The 19,132-nt window shown below is 58.9% G+C and carries 19 protein-coding genes; 14 read left to right on the forward strand and 5 right to left on the reverse strand.

The window, feature by feature from the left end; genetic code table 11:
* Nucleotides 1–5: 5 nt before the first annotated feature.
* The gene (locus tag AC0L8G_RS06240; protein WP_473387720.1) at nucleotides 6–2,147 is read right to left on the reverse strand and encodes a PQQ-dependent dehydrogenase, methanol/ethanol family; all 2,142 of its coding nucleotides are present in this window, start codon (nucleotides 2,145–2,147) and stop codon (nucleotides 6–8) included.
* A 109-nt stretch (nucleotides 2,148–2,256) separates the two neighbouring features.
* On the opposite strand from AC0L8G_RS06240, the gene AC0L8G_RS06245 reads away from it, so the two are divergent.
* The 9 genes from AC0L8G_RS06245 to AC0L8G_RS06285 all read left to right on the forward strand — a co-directional run bounded on the left by AC0L8G_RS06245 (nucleotide 2,257) and on the right by AC0L8G_RS06285 (nucleotide 11,285).
* Nucleotides 2,257–3,138: an FAD-dependent oxidoreductase gene (locus AC0L8G_RS06245; RefSeq protein ID WP_473387721.1), complete on the forward strand. Its 882-nt coding sequence runs from the start codon at nucleotides 2,257–2,259 to the stop codon at nucleotides 3,136–3,138.
* Nucleotides 3,089–3,670 (forward strand): FAD-dependent oxidoreductase, encoded by a 582-nt coding sequence (locus AC0L8G_RS06250; protein WP_473387723.1) that lies wholly within the window; start codon nucleotides 3,089–3,091, stop codon nucleotides 3,668–3,670. The genes AC0L8G_RS06245 and AC0L8G_RS06250 overlap by 50 nt, the downstream gene beginning before the upstream one ends.
* On the forward strand, nucleotides 3,671–5,044 hold the full coding sequence (locus AC0L8G_RS06255) for an MFS transporter (protein ID WP_473387725.1): 1,374 nt from the start codon (nucleotides 3,671–3,673) through the stop codon (nucleotides 5,042–5,044). It begins immediately after the preceding gene.
* The gene (locus AC0L8G_RS06260) at nucleotides 5,028–6,314 is read left to right on the forward strand and encodes an aconitase X (RefSeq protein ID WP_473388815.1); all 1,287 of its coding nucleotides are present in this window, start codon (nucleotides 5,028–5,030) and stop codon (nucleotides 6,312–6,314) included. Before AC0L8G_RS06255 ends, AC0L8G_RS06260 begins: the two co-directional genes overlap by 17 nt.
* The gene (locus AC0L8G_RS06265) at nucleotides 6,311–6,742 is read left to right on the forward strand and encodes an aconitase X swivel domain-containing protein (protein ID WP_473387727.1); all 432 of its coding nucleotides are present in this window, start codon (nucleotides 6,311–6,313) and stop codon (nucleotides 6,740–6,742) included. The genes AC0L8G_RS06260 and AC0L8G_RS06265 overlap by 4 nt, the downstream gene beginning before the upstream one ends.
* A gap of 43 nt (nucleotides 6,743–6,785) precedes the next feature.
* The gene (locus tag AC0L8G_RS06270; RefSeq protein WP_473387728.1) at nucleotides 6,786–8,123 is read left to right on the forward strand and encodes an MFS transporter; all 1,338 of its coding nucleotides are present in this window, start codon (nucleotides 6,786–6,788) and stop codon (nucleotides 8,121–8,123) included.
* Nucleotides 8,124–8,129: 6 nt separating this feature from the next.
* The gene (locus AC0L8G_RS06275) at nucleotides 8,130–9,494 is read left to right on the forward strand and encodes a spinster family MFS transporter (RefSeq protein ID WP_473387731.1); all 1,365 of its coding nucleotides are present in this window, start codon (nucleotides 8,130–8,132) and stop codon (nucleotides 9,492–9,494) included.
* A gap of 89 nt (nucleotides 9,495–9,583) precedes the next feature.
* Nucleotides 9,584–10,318: a glutathione S-transferase family protein gene (locus tag AC0L8G_RS06280; RefSeq protein ID WP_473387733.1), complete on the forward strand. Its 735-nt coding sequence runs from the start codon at nucleotides 9,584–9,586 to the stop codon at nucleotides 10,316–10,318.
* Nucleotides 10,319–10,352: 34 nt separating this feature from the next.
* Entirely contained in the window at nucleotides 10,353–11,285 is a 933-nt protein-coding gene (locus tag AC0L8G_RS06285) for an SDR family NAD(P)-dependent oxidoreductase (protein WP_473387735.1), read from the forward strand.
* Here AC0L8G_RS06285 and AC0L8G_RS06290 read toward each other — a convergent pair.
* The 3 genes from AC0L8G_RS06290 to AC0L8G_RS06300 all read right to left on the reverse strand — a co-directional run bounded on the left by AC0L8G_RS06290 (nucleotide 11,282) and on the right by AC0L8G_RS06300 (nucleotide 14,770).
* Complete coding sequence (locus AC0L8G_RS06290; RefSeq protein WP_473387736.1) at nucleotides 11,282–11,953, reverse strand: nitroreductase; 672 nt, start codon at nucleotides 11,951–11,953, stop codon at nucleotides 11,282–11,284. The genes AC0L8G_RS06285 and AC0L8G_RS06290 overlap by 4 nt on opposite strands.
* A gap of 7 nt (nucleotides 11,954–11,960) precedes the next feature.
* A complete protein-coding gene (locus AC0L8G_RS06295; RefSeq protein ID WP_473387737.1) occupies nucleotides 11,961–13,304 on the reverse strand; it encodes a spinster family MFS transporter in 1,344 nt (447 codons plus the stop codon).
* Nucleotides 13,305–13,384: 80 nt separating this feature from the next.
* Entirely contained in the window at nucleotides 13,385–14,770 is a 1,386-nt protein-coding gene (locus tag AC0L8G_RS06300) for a sulfatase family protein (RefSeq protein ID WP_473387739.1), read from the reverse strand.
* 592 nt (nucleotides 14,771–15,362) lie between these two features.
* Between AC0L8G_RS06300 and AC0L8G_RS06305 the strand changes: the two genes are divergently transcribed.
* The 5 genes from AC0L8G_RS06305 to AC0L8G_RS06325 all read left to right on the forward strand — a co-directional run bounded on the left by AC0L8G_RS06305 (nucleotide 15,363) and on the right by AC0L8G_RS06325 (nucleotide 18,876).
* Nucleotides 15,363–16,583 carry a dipeptidase gene (locus AC0L8G_RS06305; protein ID WP_473387740.1) on the forward strand — a complete coding sequence of 407 codons (1,221 nt, stop codon included), beginning with the start codon at nucleotides 15,363–15,365 and terminating at the stop codon, nucleotides 16,581–16,583.
* A 264-nt stretch (nucleotides 16,584–16,847) separates the two neighbouring features.
* On the forward strand, nucleotides 16,848–17,081 hold the full coding sequence (locus tag AC0L8G_RS06310) for a hypothetical protein (RefSeq protein WP_473387741.1): 234 nt from the start codon (nucleotides 16,848–16,850) through the stop codon (nucleotides 17,079–17,081).
* 66 nt (nucleotides 17,082–17,147) lie between these two features.
* A complete protein-coding gene (locus AC0L8G_RS06315) occupies nucleotides 17,148–18,029 on the forward strand; it encodes an SDR family oxidoreductase (protein WP_473387743.1) in 882 nt (293 codons plus the stop codon).
* Between the two features lie 3 nt (nucleotides 18,030–18,032).
* Nucleotides 18,033–18,392, forward strand: a complete 360-nt coding sequence (locus tag AC0L8G_RS06320) for an MOSC domain-containing protein (RefSeq protein ID WP_473387744.1) — start codon at nucleotides 18,033–18,035, stop codon at nucleotides 18,390–18,392.
* Nucleotides 18,385–18,876: an MOSC domain-containing protein gene (locus AC0L8G_RS06325; RefSeq protein ID WP_473387746.1), complete on the forward strand. Its 492-nt coding sequence runs from the start codon at nucleotides 18,385–18,387 to the stop codon at nucleotides 18,874–18,876. Before AC0L8G_RS06320 ends, AC0L8G_RS06325 begins: the two co-directional genes overlap by 8 nt.
* On the opposite strand, the gene AC0L8G_RS06330 is transcribed toward AC0L8G_RS06325, so the two are convergent.
* Entirely contained in the window at nucleotides 18,873–19,106 is a 234-nt protein-coding gene (locus AC0L8G_RS06330; RefSeq protein WP_473387747.1) for a hypothetical protein, read from the reverse strand. The genes AC0L8G_RS06325 and AC0L8G_RS06330 overlap by 4 nt on opposite strands.
* Between the last annotated feature and the right edge of the window lie 26 nt (nucleotides 19,107–19,132).

A 19,132-nucleotide genomic window follows, 5' to 3' on the forward strand; every position in this document is an offset into this window, starting at 1 on the left:
CGCGCCTATTGCGCGGCGGGGTCTTGCGCCGCGAGTTCCGCCGCCAGCGAGTTTACATAAGCGCGAATGGACTCCGCTTCCTCCGGCGAGAGGTAATCGCGGAAGCTCGCCATGCCGTTGTCCTCCAGCGCACCGTCGATAACGATCGCCCGCCAGGCGTCGGCGTTTTGCATATAGGGCGTGCGATCAAGGTCCGGATTGGTCGGGCCGCTATGGCAAATCACGCAATAGGTGAAATATTTTTCCATCCCGACCGCGCGCTGCGCATCGGAAAAGGTTTCCGATGACGGCGCTGGAATTGGTTTGGGCGTTGCTTGCGGCGGCTGCAGCGTGGCGGCGCCATTCAGTTTGAACGCCATGACGACGCCATTCGGCGGGCGATCTTTGGCGAAAGGTGTTGGCGTGGCCATGCCCATGGAGCCGCCATAGCCGCCCAGCACCGCAACATATTGTTCGCCGTCCACGCGATAGGTCGCCGGGCCGGCCATGATGCCGCGATAGCTCTGGAACGACCACAGCAAGTCGCCCGTATCGGCGGCGCGCGCCTCAAACTCCCCATGGGGCGTGCCTTCAAAAACCAGATTGCCGCCGGTGGACAGTGTGCCGCCATTCCACGGCCAGTCCCGCTCGATGGTCCAGCGGGCTTTTTGTTCAACCGGATCCCAGGCGACAAGCTTGCCTTTCTGCATGGCGCGCATCTGCTCGCGCCGCGCCGCTACATCGCCTTGAAGCTCTTCGGATTCCGGCGGATCGGTGAAGGAAACGCCGGTGTTCCAGCGGCCTGGATGCACTTCAAAATCGTCGCTCTTTTCATAGACCAGCGGCACGGTCATCGCCGGAATGTACACGAGCCCGGTTTCGGGATTGAAACTCATCGGGTGCCAGGCGTGCCCGCCAATGCCGCCGGGCAGAATCATCTGCGGTCCATCAAGATAGCGCGCATTCGGTTTCTCGACAGGCCGGCCGGTTTCAAGGTCAATGCGCTCCGCCCAATTCTGATAGATGTAAGGCTCGGCGGAAATCAGCGCGCCGTCTTTTCGATCGACCACATAGAAGAAGCCGTTTTTCGGCGCCTGCATCAGCACCTTTCGCGCTTCGCCATTAATGACGAGATCGGCCAGCGTGATCTGCTGCGTGTTGGTGTAGTCCCAGGTTTCGCCGGGATTGACCTGATAGTGCCATTTATAGGCGCCACTATCGGGATCGACTGCGAGGATTGACGACAGGAAAAGATTGTCGCCTTCGCCATTGGAGCGATACTCATGGTTCCATGGCGCGCCATTGCCGACGCCGATAATCAGCTGGTTGAATTCTTCATCATAGACAACGGAATCCCAGACAGTTCCGCCGCCGCCAAGCGTCCACCATTCCCCATGCCAGGTGGGCAGGGCGAGCTCGGCAAGCGCCTTGTCTGACGCCGCGCCATCGGGGCCGTCAGCCGGGTTGCCGGGCACGGTGTAGAACCGCCAGACAAGATCGCCGGTCTCTGCGTCATAGGCGGAAACATAACCGCGAACGCCAAGCTCCGCGCCGGAATTGCCGATGATGATTTTGCCCTTCACGGCGCGCGGCGCCATGGTGATGGTGTAGGGCTTCGCCTGATCGACGGTGATCTCTTCCCAGATTTTTTCGCCGGTTTCGGCGTCGAGCGCGATCAGCCTGCCGTCGATTGTGCCGACATAGACTTTGCCGTTCCAGACGGCGACGCCGCGATTGACTACGTCGCAACAGGCATGGGCGGCTTTCGCCCCGATATTTTCCGGATCGAACTTCCAGAGCACCTCGCCCGTGGCCGCGTTAAGCGCCATCACTTTCGACCAGGCGGTGGAGATATACATGATGCCGTCGACGATGATCGGCGTTGCTTCCTGACCGCGGCTGGTGTCGAGCTCTACGGACCAGGCGAGGGCGAGATCGCCAATGGTTGCGTCGTTGATCTGATCGAGCGGAGAGAAACGTTGTTCTGCATAGGTGCGGCCATAGGTAAGCCAGTTATCGAGGTCTGCGCCGGCGTTTGAAAGCCGCGCCCCGTCGACCGCCGCTGCGCTTTGCGAATGTGTATTGGCCTCTATGTTCGCCGGCTCGTCCCCGGACCCGCATGCGGCCAGCGACATGAGAGCGGCCGACAGAAATAAACTTCGCTTCATAGAATTCTCCACTGACCGGCGAACGCTACAGCGTGGCGGGCGCGGCGATCAAACTTTCTGCGCGGTGAAAGCTGTCCGGCTGCGTTCATCGTAAGGAACGAATTCATTCTTGTTTCCCTACGTGCGCGCCGGTGAACTATGCTCTTATCCAAGTCTTGCGGCGCGAAGTTTTGCTGCAACGCAACAGGCGCGCCGGGCGGCGCATTTCAAGGAAGGGTATTCCATGGCGCTTGACCGGCCGTTCGATCCAGAAACCAAAATTGTGTCGCGCGCATCCCGGCCGGATGTGATCGAACGCGGATGCGACATCTGCGTTGTCGGTTCCGGCGCCTCCGGCATGTCGGCTGCAATTGAGGCGGCGCGCGCCGGGCGCAAAGTGATTTTGATTGACGGGCTGCCGTCGCTGGGCGGGCAGGCGGTGAACTCCATCATCGGCATGTTTTGCGGGCTCTACACGCCGGGCCCGGAAGGCAAACAACTGACCCATGGCGTCGCCGATGAGTTGCTGGCGGAACTTGGCGCGAGCGGCGACTTGAACGTCATTACCGGCGGCGTGATGAAAGTCGCCATGTATGACGAAGTGGCGCTCGGGCGCTGGGTGGAGAAGAAAATTCTCGACGCGGGCGTGACGCCGCTCAGCGGCGCCATCATCCGCAAGGTCAATCGCGACGGGCGGCGGATCACATCAATTGAAGCGGCCACGCGTCATGGCGATGTGCGGATCAAGGCCGACGGGTTCATCGATGCGACCGGCGATGCGGCGATAACATGGGAAGCCGGCCTTGATTGCCGCGTGCAAAAAGACGGCCAGATCTATGGCTCGCAAATGCTCGTCATCGAAAATTTCGACGACTCCAAACGCCCCGACTGGGATGAGATGGCGAAGCGCATTTTCGACAAGGGCGGCGATTACGGCATGATGCGCCGCGACGGATCTCGCTTTGCGCTATCCGGGGCGCGATGTCGCCATCGTCAATATGACTCATATTGAAACGCCGCTGGACCCTTTTGATGCGGCGGAAAAACAGATCGACGGCAAGGACCAGGCCGACCGGACGCTTGTGTTCTTGCGTAATGAATTCCCCGAAGCCTTCCGTGACGCGAAAATTCGCGCTTACGGCTTGCCGGGCATTCGCCAAACGCGATGGATTGTCGGAACCCATCACCTGACCATTGACGAAGTGCGCGCGGCGAAAAAGTTCGACGATGCGATTGCACGCTGTTCATGGCCGCTGGAGCAACATCACAATCGCGAAGGCTATGTCTGGGAGGTCTTTGACGAAGACCATGTTCACACCGTGCCGCTTGGCTCGATCACTGTCGCTGGCGCGGATAATCTTTGCGCGGTTGGCCGCTGCATCGACGCTGACTCCGCGGCGCTTTCTTCGGTTCGGGTGATGGGGCCTTGCATCGCCATGGGCGCGGCGGCGGCTCATGCGCTTGATCTTGCGGGCTCAGGCAGCGTTCATCAAATCGATATCGGCGCGCTCAAAAAACGCATCGCCGCGAATATTGAAGGCTAAATGATGCAAAGCGCGGCGAAGCCCGTCTTCGACATTTCAGCCTTCATCGACGGGAGGCGGCTGTCGTCTTTCAATATTCGCCTGATTGTTCTGTCATGGCTCATCACTTTTTTCGACGGGCTCGACATGATGATGGTCGCCTATACGGCGCCTTACATGGCCGAAGGTTTGGCGCTTGATCGCACAATGCTCGGCAATGTGTTCAGCGCCGGGCTTCTCGGCATGATGATTGGCGGCTTTGGCTTTGCCTATCTGGGCGATCGCATCGGGCGCCGTGTCACCATAATCATCGCGGCGTTCTCGTTCGGCGTGCTGACCTTCATGACTGGCTTCGCGCAGAGCTATGAACAATTGCTCGCCTATCGTTTTCTGGACGGGCTCGCGATTGGCGGCATGCTGCCACTCGCCTGGGCGCTTAATATTGAATTTGTGCCAAAGCGCATTCGCGCGACCGTGGTGACGCTGATCATGGTCGGCTATTCCCTCGGCACGACCTTCGCCGGACCGCTCACCAACTGGGTCGCGCCGGATCATGGCTGGCAAAGCGTGTATTTTCTCGCCGGGATCGGGACAATTCTTTGCGCTGCTGCGCTCTATTTCAATTTGCCGGAATCCATCCGCTTTCTGACCGCCAAGGGCGACAGGCCGGAAGAAATCGCGCGCATCGTCAAGCGGCTCGACCCGGCTGCCGATGTCGGTCCCGATACCGACTTCGTGTTGAGCGACGAACCCAAATTCAAAAAATCCTTTCGGGTGTCGCAATTGTTTGAGGGGCGTTTGTTGTTGCTGACGCCGTTGATCTGGCTCGGCTACACGATATCCACGCTCACCGTGTACCTCCATGCGAGTTGGGGGCCGATCATCCTTGAAAATCTCGATGTCGGGCGCCAGACGGCGGCGTGGGTCAGTTCCGCTTCGGCGCTTGCGGGCGCGGTCGCGGGCATGTCGCTCATGCGCTTTACCGATCGCCTTGGTCCATTCGCCATCGCCGCATTCCCGGTCGCCGCATTGCCGGTGCTGCTGGTCATGGGCACGGTCGCAATGCCGATACCATTATTCCTTTGTCTTAGCGTGCTGGCGGTGGCGCTTATTTCCGGCGGCCATTACGGCATTTTGAGCATCGCCAGCATTTATTACCCGACGGCCATCCGCGCCAATGGCGGCGGCTGGGCCACTTCGATCGCCAAATTGGGCGGCGTCGCCGGTCCGATTCTTGGCGGCGCGTTTCTGTCGAGCGGCTTGCCCGTCATCAAAATCTTTTTGTTCATGATGGCCGGTCCGATCGTGCTCGCCTTTGCCGTCATGGGCATCCGCATGGTGGTGCGCGGCCCGCAATCGAAAACGGAGGACGCTTATGTTGCAGCTGACGCCTGAAGAAGAAGCCATGGCGAGCGGCCGCGAGGGCAAGGCCGCGGAAAAGGCCATGGACCTGCTTATTCGCTACGCCAATGCGCTGGGCGCGGAGCGTTTCGTGGAAACGCAAAATGTCGCCGGGGTGCCGGGGTCTGCGCATCAATGGCTGAAGGATCAATATAAGGACCAGGGCGGCGATTACCGCGCGGTGTTTTGTAATTTCGATCTCGATGCGGATGAAACCTTCGATATTCCGGTGATGAGCGGCAATGCCTGCCACCTTCAAGGGGGCATGGACCCTGTCTTGTGGCGCGAGCAAGGCTATTCGCCCGAAGCATTCGCCAATGCGCAAAGCGACGAACGCGAAACCGCCGCGCACAACATCAAAGTCCTCAAAACCTGCACGCCTTATCTCGCCGGCAACGAACCGACATTTGGCGAGCATTGCGCGTGGATGGAAAGCTCCGCGGTGGTCTATTGCAATTCCGTGCTTGGCGCGCGCACCAATACGGAAGGGCGCGAATCCACCAGCGCCGCGATGATCACCCATCGCATTCCGGACTGGGGCTTTCATCGCGACGAATTCCGGCTTGGCAATCATCTCGTCGAGGTTGATACGCCGGTGAACGACATCTTCGAATGGGGCATGCTCGGTTATTATGTGGGCGAAATCGTGCAGGAAGAAATTCCCGTTATCGACGGCGCCATTTCAAATGCCGGGCTGACGCAGTTGAAACATTTCGGCGCGGCGGCCGCATCGTCGGGCGGCGTAGAGATGTATCACCTTGTCGGATTCACACCCGAGGCGCCGACCCGCGACAAGGCGTTTGGCGGCAACCAGATCAAAAGCCGTATTCGCTACGGGGCGGAAGAACGACGCAAGACGTATGAAAATCTGAACCTTCGCGGCAAGTCGGCGGATGTGGACTATGTCATGCTGGGCTGTCCTCATGCGGCGATTGAGCAGATCGAAGAGGCGGCGCGCCTGCTTGAGGGCAAGAAACTAAACGATGCGACGGCGCTTTGGATTTTCACCTCGCGCTATGTGAAAACACAGGCGCAGGCGAAAGGCTATGTGGACATTATTCACAAGGCCGGCGGTCTCGTCATGACCGACACTTGTTCGGCGATCGCCCAAAGCGTGCCGAAGGGTACGAAAGTCGTCGCCCTCGATAGCGCCAAGCAAACGCATTATCTGCCGGCCTTTCTCGGCATTGAAGCCTGGTTCGGCACGACGCAGGACTGCATCAACGCGGCGCTGACCGGCAAATGGCGGGGAGAATTGTCATGAGCGCCGCAGCCTTGAAAGAACCGATCATCATTCGCGGCCGCGCCATTGTGCCCGGCATTGCGGAAGCTGAAGCGCTGGTGACCCGCGAGACCATTTCCGGCTGGGGCGGCGTCAATCCGATGAAGGGCGAGATCATCGAAACCCGGCATGAGCTTGTGGGGCAGAGTTTCTCCGGCAAGGTTTTGTTGTTTCGCGGCGCCAAGGGATCTTCCGGCTGGTCGGCGATTTTCCATTTTGCGCGCCTCGCCGGGACCGCGCCGGCGGCGATGCTGTTTACGGACATGACCGCCAAGGCGGCGCTTGGCGCGGTGGTCACCCATGCGCCGACAATCACTGATTTCGACGTTGATCCGTTTTCAGTGATCGAAACCGGTGATCATGTGAAGGTCGATGGCGATCAGGGAATAGTGGAAATCTGGAAAAAATAGACGCCGGCAAACGGCGCGCATCAAAATATCTGGGAGGGTTACGATGACGACAGACGGGCAGAGTGCGCCTTTGGACAAAGTGGAAGAGGAATCCGATTTTTCCTTCCGCAAGATGAAGATCGCCTTTGCGATTCTGGTCGGCACATTGTTCGGCTCGTCGATCCTTCCTTTCATGGCGATCATGCTTTTGACTCTGCCCATGACCGAAGAATTCGGGTGGTCGCGCACGCAATTTTCCGGCGGCCTGACGGCGATGATGCTGGTTGGCGGATGTTCGGCGCCTTTCCTTGGCCGGATGGTGGACAAGATCGGCGCGCGCATGATGATCATTTGCGGCACGTTCATTGTCGGCCTGATCACCATGGCGATGTCCCGGCAGGACGGTTCGCTCTGGCAATTTTATTTCGGTTTCGCGGTGCTGGGTTTTGCAGGCACGACCGCGATCGGCTACGGGAAAATTATTGGCGCGCTCTTTAACAAGCATCGCGGCAAGGCGCTGGCGATTTTCGGCGTTGAGTCGAGCATTGCGGGCATGTTCGCGCCCAAACTCATTCAATTTCTGATTGATGGCTATGGCTGGCGCGGCATGTTTGTCGGGCTCGGCATGATTATTCTATCGGTCATCCCAATTCTTCTCTTGTTGCTGAAAGAGCCGGAGGCGCCGAAAATTCCTGATGCGGCGCCGGGCGCGGGGGCAGGGGAAGCGCCGGGCCTGACCCCGATGCAAGCCATGAAAACGCGCGACTTCTGGTTCATTCTCCTCGCCAGCGTCATCGCGATGGCGCCGGCGATGGGCCTTCAGCCGCATCTCATTCCCTTTATTCTGTCGCGCGGCATCAGCATCGATACAGCGGTGTGGATGGCGACGCTGTCGCAGTTCGCGATGGGCGTCGGGACGATTGCCGGCGGATTTCTGATGGACAAATTTGAAACCGCCAAGGTCGCGGCGCCGTTCAGCGCCATGACGGCGCTTGGCCTGTTGTTCTATTTGTTCCTGGGCGCAGGGACCATGGGCTTTTCCTTCCTGTTGCTCGCAACGATCTTCATCGGGTTTTCCGGCGGCGCCAAACGGCCAATGGGCACAGTGTTCCAGCTGCGCTTTTTCGGCTTGAAGTCTTTTGGTTCGCTTGTGGGCATCCAGACGCCGTTTCAAACATTCTGCATGGGCGTGTCGCCGCTGCTGGTGGGCATGTATTTCGACAAATACGGCAATTACGATCTGGTCTTTGTTATTCTGTCGGTCCTCATGGCGATCACCTTCCTGCTTTACTGGTTCCTCGGGAAATATCGCTTCACGCAGGATCTGACGCCGGTCGAAAGCCAGACGCCTGTGGGCGCCATGACGGGCGCGAGCGCCGCCATGAAACAGGGAGGCGCATAGTCGCTTATGACCGAAGCTTCTGCGCCTTCAAACACTACGGCGGCTCGCCCGACAGCCCAACCGCCGGTAAGTCCCGTTCGCGCATGGTGGGCGATTTTCGTCTTCACCATCGCGCTGATGTTCAACTTTCTCGATCGGCAGTTGCTGACTTTGCTGATCACGCCGATCAAGGCGGATCTCAATCTCACCGACACGCAGATCAGCATTCTTGTCGGCTTCATGTTCGTGCTGTTCTACATCAGCGTCGGCATACCGATTTCGCGTCTCGTCGATCGCGGCCCGCGCAAATGGATCATCGGCGCCGGGATCGCGTTTTGGAGCCTGATGACGGCGGCGTGCGGGCTGGCGCAGAATTTCTGGCAGCTTGCGATTGCGCGCATGGGCGTGGGCATAGGTGAAAGCTGCAACGGACCGGCGACCTATTCGATGACCGCTGACATGTTCGAGCGGGAAAAGCTCGCCCGTCCGATCTCGATCATCAATATCGGCATGGTGATGGGCTCCGGCATGGCCTTGCTGGTGGGTGGGGTGCTGATTGTCTGGCTGACAGAGCTGGGTCCGCAGACATTTCCGATCGTCGGCACGTTAAAACCATGGCAGATGACGTTCGTGATTGTCGGCCTGCCGGGCATGCTCTGGGCATTGCTCATGGTGCTGACGGTTCCTGAACCGCCGCGCAAGGACGCCGGGACCGGAGCGAAAACGCCTTCCTTCGGCAAGGTGCTCGGCTTTCTCGGATTTTGGGGCGCTGCTTTCGGGCCGATGTTCATCGCCAATGGCGTCAAGTCGATGCTCAGCTTCGGCAATGCGGTCTGGTCGCCGGCGTTTTTTGAACGCAGTTTCGGTTATGCGCCGGGCGAACCGGGGCCGATCCTTGGCGCCATTGCGCTGGTCGTGGCGCCGCTCGGGCTCATCATCGGCGGGCAGGCGGCCACCTGGCTTGCGCAAAAGGGCCATGACGACGCGAATATGCGCATCGTCCTCCTGGTTTCGATTTTCCTGGTGCCGCTCGCCATCATCTATCCGCTCGTTCCGGCGGCATGGATGGCGTTCACGCTTTATGGCGCGCTTTTGTTTCTCGGTTCGCTTGGCGCGGGGCCGGCGAACGCCGCCATCCAGACCATCACGCCGGGGCGCATGCGTGGCACGGTGTCGGCGCTTTATATCGCTGTCTTCAATGTTATGGGTTACGGCGCGGGACCGCTGATCGTTGCGTTGATGACAGACAATGTGTTCGGCGATGAAGCGATGCTCGGCGCGTCCATGGCGGCTGCGGCGGCGATCCTTGGTCCGATCGGATTGTTCCTTAGCTGGAAGGCGTTGAAGCCTTACGCGCGCGCAGTCGTGGCGGCGCGTGAGCGCAACGATTAATCATCCTCCGCATGCGAAAGCACCGGCGGAATGGTCTTGCTTCCTGCGTTGGATAGTATCAATCGGTACAATAAATAGAGTCAGAACCTATGGCGAAAAACAACACAATCACCCTCTATGATCTCAATCTGGAAACCGGCTGCACGATCAGCCCGTTTGTCTGGCGCACCAAATACGCCCTGAAACACAAAGGCTTCGAGCTTGATCTCGTGCCCAATGGTTTCACCGGCATCAAGGAATTGACCAACGGTTTTTCCGACCGGGTTCCGGTCATCGTCGATGACGGCCATTGGGTCAAAGACAGTTGGCTGATTGCGGAATATCTCGATGAAAAATATCCTGATCGGCCGATGCTGTTCGGAGATGAGAGTCAGAAAATCCTGACCAAGTTCATCGACGCGTGGATCTGGCGCGAAATCATTCGCCCATGGTTTCAGTGCTATATCCTCGACTATCACGATCTTTCGATGCCGCGCGATCAGGCCTATGTGCGTGAAAGCCGGGAGCGTTTGTTTCTTGGCGGCCGCAAGCTTGAAGAGGTGCAGGCGGGGCGTGAAGAACGCCTGCCGGAAGTCATTCCATTATTGCAGCCCTTGCGCGATCTTCTGACGGATACGCCGTGGCTTGGCGGAAAAACGCCGAACTACGCAGACTATTGCGTGCTGGCGGCCTTTTTGTGGTGCGGGTCCGTGGCGAAAATTCCGCCGCTCCATGATGATGAACCGCTGCGCGGTTATCTTGATCGCGGCTTCGATCTTTATGACGGTCTTGGCCGTCATCCGGGCATGCACACGCTGTTTGGATTGCCCAAAACCGACAAATAAGTGAGCGGGCCCAGCGCGCCGAAAGGAACCTGAAATGTTGAAAGATGTGAACGGGAAAACCGCTTTCATCACTGGCGGCGCGAGCGGCATGGGGCTTGGCATGGCGAAAGTATTCGCCAGGCATGGCATGAATGTCATCATCGCCGATATTCGTCAGAACGCGCTCGACGAAGCGATGAAGGAGTTTGAAGACACAAATTTTGCAGTTCACGCGATCAAGCTCGACGTCGCTGACCGTGATGAATGGGTCAAAGCGGTGGACGAAGCTGAGCGGGTTTACGGCGACATCCATGTGCTGGTGAACAATGCCGGTGTCGGCATCGCCGGCAAGCCGATGCAGAACTGCACCTATAAGGATTGGGATTTCAACCTGAGCGTCAATGTGGGCGGGGTCGTCAACGGTCTCGTCACGGTGCTGCCGCGCATGTTGAAACATGGCGAGCCGTCACATGTGGTCACCACCTCATCGACAGGCGGCTTTTCCGCTGTCGGCGGCGCCGGGCTTTATTGCACAGCGAAATACGCGGTCGCCGGCATGATGGAATCGCTCGCCACGGACTTGCAGGGAACGAATATCGGCGCATCGGTTTTCTTTCCCGGTCCGGTGCGCACCAGCCTTGGACAGACAACCCACGAAGTGCGCCCGGCGCATTTGCAGGATGAGGCGCCGGCGAGCACCGCGCCGCGCCGCGAAATCCCGCCCTTTGATCCGAATATTTTCATGGACCCGGAGGAAGTCGGCGAACGCGTGCTGCGCGGCATTCATCGCGGCGACCTTTTCATCATGTCGCATCCGGAATTCAGGGACGGGCTGGCCGCGCGCAACAACGCTCTGTTGCGCTCAATCCCGCAGGACCCGCCAAATCAGGCGCGCACGGATGTGGTTAAACTGTTCGGCACGCTGATCTACAACCCGATCTATGACGGACAAAAAGAAGTCCCGGCGCTTCCTGTTAGCGACGATTAATCCCGCAAGATCGTGATGATCTCATCGACTGGCGCACGGTCGGCGATGACGGCGTTTTGCGGCGCGTCCATATCCGGATAGCCAATCGACAGTCCGCAATAGAGCGTCAGTTGTTCTGGCGCGCCTAAGACCTCGCGCACGGTCTGGTGAAACACATTCCAGCTGATCTGCGCGCAAGAGCCGAGACCGGCTTCGGTCAACAGCAACATCACCGTTTGCAGATAAATGCCGAGATCGGCCCATTGCGACGGCCCGGCCTTGTTGTCGATGTAGAGAAACATCACCGCCGGCGCGCCGAAGCACTGATGGTTGTTATAGACATAGCGCAGACGCCCAGCCTGATCTTCGCGCGCGATATTCATCGCCGCATATTGCCGCTCGCCGCAATGGAAGCGGCGGCTCTCATAGGGTTCTTCCAGCGGGTCTGGGTAGATCTTGTAGATATGAGGATCGAATTGCGGCGGCACGGTGGAGCGCGCCTTCGTGGCTTCTTTCAACCTTTTCAGGCGCGCGCCGGTAACCAGGTAAACATGCCATGGCTGGATATTGCTGTTGGACGGCGCGCGCATGGCGGCCGTCAACACATCTTCCAGCAGGCTCTGTTCCACCGGCGTGTCGAGGAAAGCGCGATAGGAACGGCGTTGGTTCAGCGTTTCACGAATTGACATGCGGGCCTCAGTTTTCAGCCGCATAGCGCGCCATCGCCCGCGCATAGCTTTCGCCGTAAGGTTTTACGCCGAACCAGGTGATCACGATAGCCGCTGGCGCAAGCAGAAATGCAAGCAGCGCCATGGAATAGCGCAGCTGGTCCTCGGCGCCGAACAGATAATCCGTGAACAGCGCAATGATCAAAGGCCCGGCGGCATAGCCGACGACGTTGAACACGAATTGGTAGAGCGCGCGAACCTGGCCGCGCATTTCCGCCGGGGTCACCACTTGCAGCGCGGCGTTGCCCGGCGCGATTCCGATGGCGGCGATGAAGGTGTTGCAGCCATAAAGCACGATGGCGAGCCAGGCATTGTCGACTAGCGGATAGGCGATGGCGAAGGGCGCAAGACCAATGGAGGCGTAGAGCACGAGGCGCATATAAGCGTCATTGCGGCCGGCTTTCGCCCAGCGTTCGGAGATGAAACTGCCGAGCCACAAACCGGCGGGCGCGGTGATGAGCGAGGTGACGCCAAGCACATAGGCGATCTGCGGCGCGGTCCAGCCATAAGTGCGTATGAAGAGCGCGGGCAGCCACAAAACCGCACCGTAGGACAGCAGCACTTTCACGGCGAGAGACAAAAACATCGGGCCATAGGTGCGGCGTTCTTGTTTGAGATAGGCGAAAATCTCTTTCACCGGCAGCGCTTTCGCTTTCCCTTCGACTTTTTTCAGTTGGCCCTTGCGCTTCGGTTCGACCACCGTCGCCATCATCGCCGCGACGACAAAGCCGGGCAGGCCGACAAGAATGAACACCATCTGCCAGGGCTTCAAATCGCCGACGATCGGCAGATTGATGACGCCGACCGCGGTGATCGCGGCGATGATCGCGCCCCCGGCGAGATTGGAAACGCCCGCGCCGGCAATGAATCCGAGCGAATTAATAGCGAAAGCGCGCGGCAGTTTTTCCGGCGGGAAGCTGTCGGTGATAATCGAATAGGTGGCGGGGGCGAATGAAGACTCGCCGGCGCCGACGCCGACTCGCGCCCAGAACAAATGCCAGAAATTATTGGCGAGCCCGCACAACATGGTGGCGAAGCTCCAAAAAGCGATGCCGATCCCGATAATCATGCGGCGGCTTTTGACATCGGCGAGCCGCGCAATCGGCAGGCCGAGAAAAGCGTAGAAAAATACGAATGCAAAGCCGGTGAGCAGTGAGAATTGCGTATCGGAGAGGTTGAGGTCCGCCTTGATCGGTTCGACCAGCAGCGAAATGATCGAGCGGTCAAGCGTCGCCACCAGGAGCGCGAGCGTCAGGACGGAAAGCCCCCAATAGGCGCGCGCCGGCGACGGCCAGTCTTCCTTGTTTGCCATAATCTTTCCCTGATGCGGCGCTTTTCGCACTCGCTTGTGGGCGCGCTTCTATCCGGCGCGCATGTTGATGGTCGTCGGGTTTAGTATCGGTCCGGCATGAAGGCGCCGAATTTATTGCTCCAGCTTTTATTGTTTTCGGGATAGGAAAGCATGGATTCATTCCACGCGGCCCAGTCATTTTGCATGCGCGCGAACCGGCCGGGTTCTATTTTCTTCTTGTTGGCGCGTTCCATGGGATCGTCATCGACATTAAATAGATAGTCATGTCCTTCAATGGAGAGATATTTCCACGGACCTTCGCGCACTGCTTTTTGATCATGCGCATAATAGCGCCAGAACAATTTGCGGTCGAATGCATCGCCGCCGGTCAGCACCGGCAAAAGGCTGACGCCGTCAAAAGCGGGAGCGTCAATTTCCGCGCCCGCTGCATCCAGCATTGTGGGCAGCCAGTCCATGCTGATGGCGGTCTGGCGGGTTTCGCCGCCCTTTGCGATTTTGCCGGGCCATCGCACGATCAGCGGCGTTCTGACGCCGCCTTCCAGCAATTCGCCTTTGGCGCCGTTAAACGGCCAGGTTTTTGAAAAGCGTTCGCCGCCATTGTCTGAGGTGAACACGACAATGGTGTTTTTGTCCTGCCCGGTTTTTTTCAGCGTGGTCAACACGCGCCCAACCGCCGCATCGAGGCTTTCCACCATGCCGCGATAAATCTTCATGGAGCCGCCTTCGAAGTCGAGGCTTTCGCGCAGTGACGTCGCCGCTTCAATGTCTTCGGCGGTTTCCCATGGCCAATGCGGCGCGGTGAAATGCAGGCTAAGCAGGAAGGGCGCATCATTGGCGCTCATGCGCGTGATTTCCTGGCTCGCATGGTCTGCGAGCAGATCAGTCAGATAGCCGACTTCTTCGATTGGCGTTTCACCATCCCAAAGATCGCGCGTTTCCTCGCCGTTTAAAATGAAACTGTGACGGAAATAGTCGACGCCGCCGGTCTTGATCCCCCAGAAGGTTTGATAGCCATGATCAAGCGGTCCCGATTTATGGATGCCGCTTAAGTGCCATTTGCCCACAAGCGAGGTCTGATAACCGGCTTTCGCCAGCAGTCCCGGCATTGTTGCGCCGCCGGCGGGAAGCTCGTGTTCGCTATCGATGCCGAGCGGTTCTTCGGCGCCGACAGGAAGACGGTATTGATAGCGGCCGGTGATCAGGCCGACGCGGGTCGGCGAGCACACGGAAGAGTTCGCATAGGCGTCGGTGAAACGCATGCCCTGTCGCGCCAGCTTGTCGAGATTTGGCGTTGCGATGTCGCTGCGGCCGTAACAGCCTAGATCGCCCCAGCCGAGGTCATCCGCCATGATGAACAGGAAGTTTGGCCGGCCACCCTGTTTGGCGCGCGCTACGGCGGGGAGGGCGGCCGCAGCGGCGGTCGTCGCCAGAAACCGGCGCCGGTCGAACGTCGATGCTTGGCTCATCGCGGAGGTCCCTCATCATGGCGGGTTTTGACTGTCAGCGTATCAAACCCGGCGGCAAAGGGCATGCGCCATATGGGAAGCTCGATATGAACCTGTGCGCAGGCTCGGACCATCCCGGCGAAAGATGGGAAAATTCGTACACAAATCAAATTTCCGTGCGCTGGCCCGGCGCGCGGATCGGATGGAACGACGCCGCGGCGATGCGTGGCAATGGCGAAGATTATTCAGTCGCCATTGGCGAATTCTGGCGGGAGGCCCGAAAACCGCGCTGCGGATGAAATTTTGACGCTGATTAAGCGCTATTTTCTTCTGCAAACGAGCCAGTTTGTCGCCTTTGCGACAATTATTTGGAAGAAAACTCTATAGGATTCGAAGGGTTTTCGGAGCCATTGGCGCTATTCTCCCCCTGCGTCCGGTTCCGGCAACATCTCTCTAAGTGGGGGCTGGCCGAGGCGACTTGCGGCTGCCAGCCCCCACGACCAACCCCTGTTTTTTCGCATCCGCAGCAAACCGGTTGATTTGAGGCGCGCACCCTGCACAAATCACGGCTGGATCATTTCGCGCCTCGCGCCTCCAGGGAAAGAGTTAGTCCATGAAAAGTCCGCAAAGTCTCATCCGTCCTGCCGCCGCTGCCTTCGCCGTGGCTGCCTTCGCCGCTGCGCCGGCCTTCGCGCAGCCCTCTGACCGCGCGGTCGAGATCGCTCATAAATATGTGATCGTCGATGGTCATGTGGATGCGCCCTCGACGGTTGCGGATGGCGGCGGCGATCTCGCCACCGGCGCCAAGACGGTTGATTTCGATTTTGACCGGGCGCAAGCGGGCGGGCTCGATGCGCCGTTCATGTCGATCTATGTCGCGGCTGAGTATGAAGAAAAGGGCGGGGCGAAAGCGCGCGCCGACGTCATGATCGGCTTGATGGAAGGGGTCGCAGCGCTTTATCCTGATAAATTTGAAATCGCCTACACCCCGAAAGACGTGCGCCGGATTTTCGCGGAGGGTAAAATCGCCATGCCGCTGGGCATGGAAAATGGCTCGCCCATCGAAGGCGACCTGGTCAATCTGAAACATTTCTACGATCGCGGCATTCGCTACATCACGCTCGCCCACTCCCAGGCAAACCACATTTCGGACTCGTCCTATGACGACAATAAAAAGTGGGGTGGTTTGTCGCCTTTCGGCTTTCAGGTCGTGCGCGCGATGAACGATCTCGGCATTATGGTTGATGTCAGCCATTTGTCAGACGCAGCGATTGAAGACGTGCTGGCGACCACGCGCGCGCCGGTCATCGCGTCGCATTCTTCCCTGCGCCATTTCACGCCCGGCTGGGAGCGCAATCTTCCTGACGAACTTGCGACCAAGATTGGTGAAAATGGCGGCGTGATCATGATCGCCATCGGCTCCACTTTCCTCAATGAAACCGCGAATAATTACAGCAAGCCGGCGGAGGCTGCGCGCAATGCGGAGCAGAAACGGCTCGGTCGCAAAATGACGGATTCGGAACAGGCGGCGTTTCAGGCCGCGTGGATGGCGGACCATCCTTACCCGTTTGCGACACTCGATCAGGTGCTTGACCATATTGACCGCGCGGTGGAGCTCGCCGGCATCGATCATGTGGGGCTCGGCACGGATTATGACGGTGTCGGCGATACGCTGCCCATCGACCTTAAAGATGTCTCGACCTATCCGGTGTTGATCGACGGGCTTTTGGCGCGCGGTTATGATGAGACTGCGATTGAAAAAATTCTCGGCGGCAATTCGCTGCGGGTTTGGGAAGAAGTGGAAAGCGCGCGCAATAAAAAGCGCCGTTTCTAATAAAGGTTCCGCCGTCAGGATTGAGTCGATAGCCGCTAGCGCAATCGAGAATTTTATTCAAACCTGACGGCGATCGGCGCCGGAATGGCGCGCTCATTTTGAGACTCGCGAAACACTTTTTCGCGCCGTCGTTATTTTTTTCAACATTCGAAAAATTCCCTTTGCGTCATTCAATCGCCATGTTGTTTATGGAGCTTGAGATTGATGGCCGTGTCCATGTGGTCCCGGCCATTTCAATTTTTCGATCTATCAAAGGGGAAGAAAATGTTCGAGGGCGCCCGCGACTTGTCGCTGCTGGCAGAAATCAAACATCACGTTGACCTTCATGGCTTCGGCTCCGTCATCATTGATGACCATGTCGCTATTGGCCTTTCCAACCATGCGTCCGGTTCGGATGCGACCAGCGCCAGGCCTCTTCGACAGACCATCGTCAGGGTGAAATCTCTGGAAGAAGCGCGCTGCGCCATCGGCTGTTGCTGCGAGCGCGCGGCGCACTGAACAGGCGCCAAATTCTGTTGCATGGCGCTGCCGGAAGGCTAGGCTCCTGCCAAGAGGAGACAGCTCATGACGACTTTGAAAAACAAAACCCTGTTCATCACCGGCGCGAGCCGTGGCATCGGTCTGGCGATTGCGCTCAGGGCCGCGAAAGATGGCGCCAATATCGCCATTGCGGCGAAATCCGCCGAACCGCACAAACATCTGCCCGGCACGATTTACACCGCCGCCGAGGAGATTGAGGCGGCGGGCGGCAAGGCGCTGCCGATCGTTTGCGACATTCGCTATGAAGACCAGGTCGAGGCGGCGGTTGCGGCGACCGTGGAAAAATTCGGCGGCGTCGATATTTGCGTGAACAATGCGTCGGCGATTTCCCTGACCGGCACGGAATCGACGGAAATGAAGCGCTGGGACCTGATGCATTCCATCAATGCCCGCGGCACGTTTCTGGTTTCCAAGACCTGCATTCCGCATTTGAAAAAGTCCGACAATCCGCATGTGCTGATGCTGTCGCCGCCGCTCGACATGTCGCCGAAATGGTTCGCCGGTCACACCGCCTACACCATGGCGAAATATGGCATGTCCATGTGCGTGCTTGGCATGGCGGCGGAATTCAAGAATGACGGCATCGCCTTTAACGCGCTCTGGCCGCGCACGGCCATTGCAACCGCTGCCGTTAAATTCGCATTGGGCGGAGAGGCGATGATGCAGGCCTCGCGCAGCGTCGATATTCTTTCCGACTGCGCGCATCTGATCTTCACCAAGACGGCGAAAGACTTCTCCGGCAATTTCATCATCGACGACAATTTCCTTTATGAAAACGGCGTCAAGGATTTTGAAAAATACCGTGTCGACCCGAGCAAGCAGCTTGCGCCTGACTTCTTTGTGCCCGACAGCGCAACCCCGCCGCCGGGCGTCGCCGAAACACTGATGAAAGGCATGCTTGGTTAATTCATGCGGGTTCAGTCGCTGCATCTTCATCCGGTCAAGGGAATGCGCGCCAGCAATGTCGCGCAGGCGCGCATCGAGGCGCGCGGGCTTGCCGGCGACCGGCGCTGGCTAGCGACCGATGAGCAGGGCGGATTTTTGACCCAGCGCACGGCGCCCGCCCTGGCGCGGATAGATGCGGCGGTGATTGAGGGCGTGCTGCGCCTTAGCAAGGGCGATCGGTCAATCGAATTGGCGGCGCCGTCCGGCCAACGCCGTCAGGTTACCGTGTGGAACGACACGGTTGACGCGGCGGATGCGGGCGACGAGGCCGCGCGCTGGCTCAGCGATGCGGTCGGACGCCCGGCGCGGCTTTTTTATGGATGAGGCTGCCGCGCGCGCCACATCCGGGCGGTGGGGACCGCAACGCCCGGTCAGTTTCGCTGACGCTTATCCAATCCTGATTGCGAACAAGGCGTCGCTTGATGCGCTGAATGAAGCGATCATCGCCAATGGCGGCGAAGCGGTTCCCATGTCGCGCTTTCGCCCGAATATTGTCGTTGAGGGCGCCGATCCGTGGGCGGAGGATTTCTGGAAAGCGATCAAGATTGGCGGGGTGGAGATTGATGTCGTCAAACCCTGCGACCGCTGCATCGTCACCACGCTCGATCCGGCGACGGGCGAGAAAACCGGGCGCGAGCCGCTAAAGACGCTGCATAAAATACGGCGTTCCGTACATCCCGATTTGCCGAATGTCGTGCTGTTTGGCTGGAACGCCGCCCCGCGCGGGGAAGGCGAAATCGCCATTGGCGATGCGGTCGAGATTATTGAAGCCCGCCCCGAGGGCTGGCCGCTCGCCCCGCTCGACTAGTGATGATGGTGATGCGGTTCGGTATTGATCTTGCCGCATTTGCCGCATTTGATCACTGCGCCATGGGCGTCGTGATGGCCGACATTGACCAGTAATTTTGTCTTGCAGCCGCCGCAGCGATAGGTCTCATCGCCGCCGCCTTCGCGCAGGGGTTTTCCGGCGGTGTGCTGTTCGACATCGACGCCTTTGGCGCGTTCCGGGTCGACGATGATCATGTCAAATTGCGGCATGGGCTGATCCTTTGTTTCACGCCGAG

The sequence above is a fragment of the Hyphococcus sp. D3-15 genome, assembly GCF_055809375.1.

Coding starts and splice junctions, on each gene's coding strand:
- AC0L8G_RS06310 (WP_473387741.1), top strand. CDS start 16,848: ATGTTCGAGGGCGCCCGCGACTTGTCGCTGCTGGCAGAAATCAAACAT.
- AC0L8G_RS06295 (WP_473387737.1), bottom strand. CDS start 13,304: ATGGCAAACAAGGAAGACTGGCCGTCGCCGGCGCGCGCCTATTGGGGG.
- AC0L8G_RS06290 (WP_473387736.1), bottom strand. CDS start 11,953: ATGTCAATTCGTGAAACGCTGAACCAACGCCGTTCCTATCGCGCTTTC.
- AC0L8G_RS06280 (WP_473387733.1), top strand. CDS start 9,584: ATGGCGAAAAACAACACAATCACCCTCTATGATCTCAATCTGGAAACC.
- AC0L8G_RS06300 (WP_473387739.1), bottom strand. CDS start 14,770: ATGAGCCAAGCATCGACGTTCGACCGGCGCCGGTTTCTGGCGACGACC.
- AC0L8G_RS06325 (WP_473387746.1), top strand. CDS start 18,385: ATGGATGAGGCTGCCGCGCGCGCCACATCCGGGCGGTGGGGACCGCAA.
- AC0L8G_RS06240 (WP_473387720.1), bottom strand. CDS start 2,147: ATGAAGCGAAGTTTATTTCTGTCGGCCGCTCTCATGTCGCTGGCCGCA.
- AC0L8G_RS06270 (WP_473387728.1), top strand. CDS start 6,786: ATGACGACAGACGGGCAGAGTGCGCCTTTGGACAAAGTGGAAGAGGAA.
- AC0L8G_RS06330 (WP_473387747.1), bottom strand. CDS start 19,106: ATGCCGCAATTTGACATGATCATCGTCGACCCGGAACGCGCCAAAGGC.
- AC0L8G_RS06305 (WP_473387740.1), top strand. CDS start 15,363: ATGAAAAGTCCGCAAAGTCTCATCCGTCCTGCCGCCGCTGCCTTCGCC.
- AC0L8G_RS06315 (WP_473387743.1), top strand. CDS start 17,148: ATGACGACTTTGAAAAACAAAACCCTGTTCATCACCGGCGCGAGCCGT.
- AC0L8G_RS06255 (WP_473387725.1), top strand. CDS start 3,671: ATGATGCAAAGCGCGGCGAAGCCCGTCTTCGACATTTCAGCCTTCATC.
- AC0L8G_RS06320 (WP_473387744.1), top strand. CDS start 18,033: ATGCGGGTTCAGTCGCTGCATCTTCATCCGGTCAAGGGAATGCGCGCC.
- AC0L8G_RS06275 (WP_473387731.1), top strand. CDS start 8,130: ATGACCGAAGCTTCTGCGCCTTCAAACACTACGGCGGCTCGCCCGACA.
- AC0L8G_RS06285 (WP_473387735.1), top strand. CDS start 10,353: ATGTTGAAAGATGTGAACGGGAAAACCGCTTTCATCACTGGCGGCGCG.
- AC0L8G_RS06265 (WP_473387727.1), top strand. CDS start 6,311: ATGAGCGCCGCAGCCTTGAAAGAACCGATCATCATTCGCGGCCGCGCC.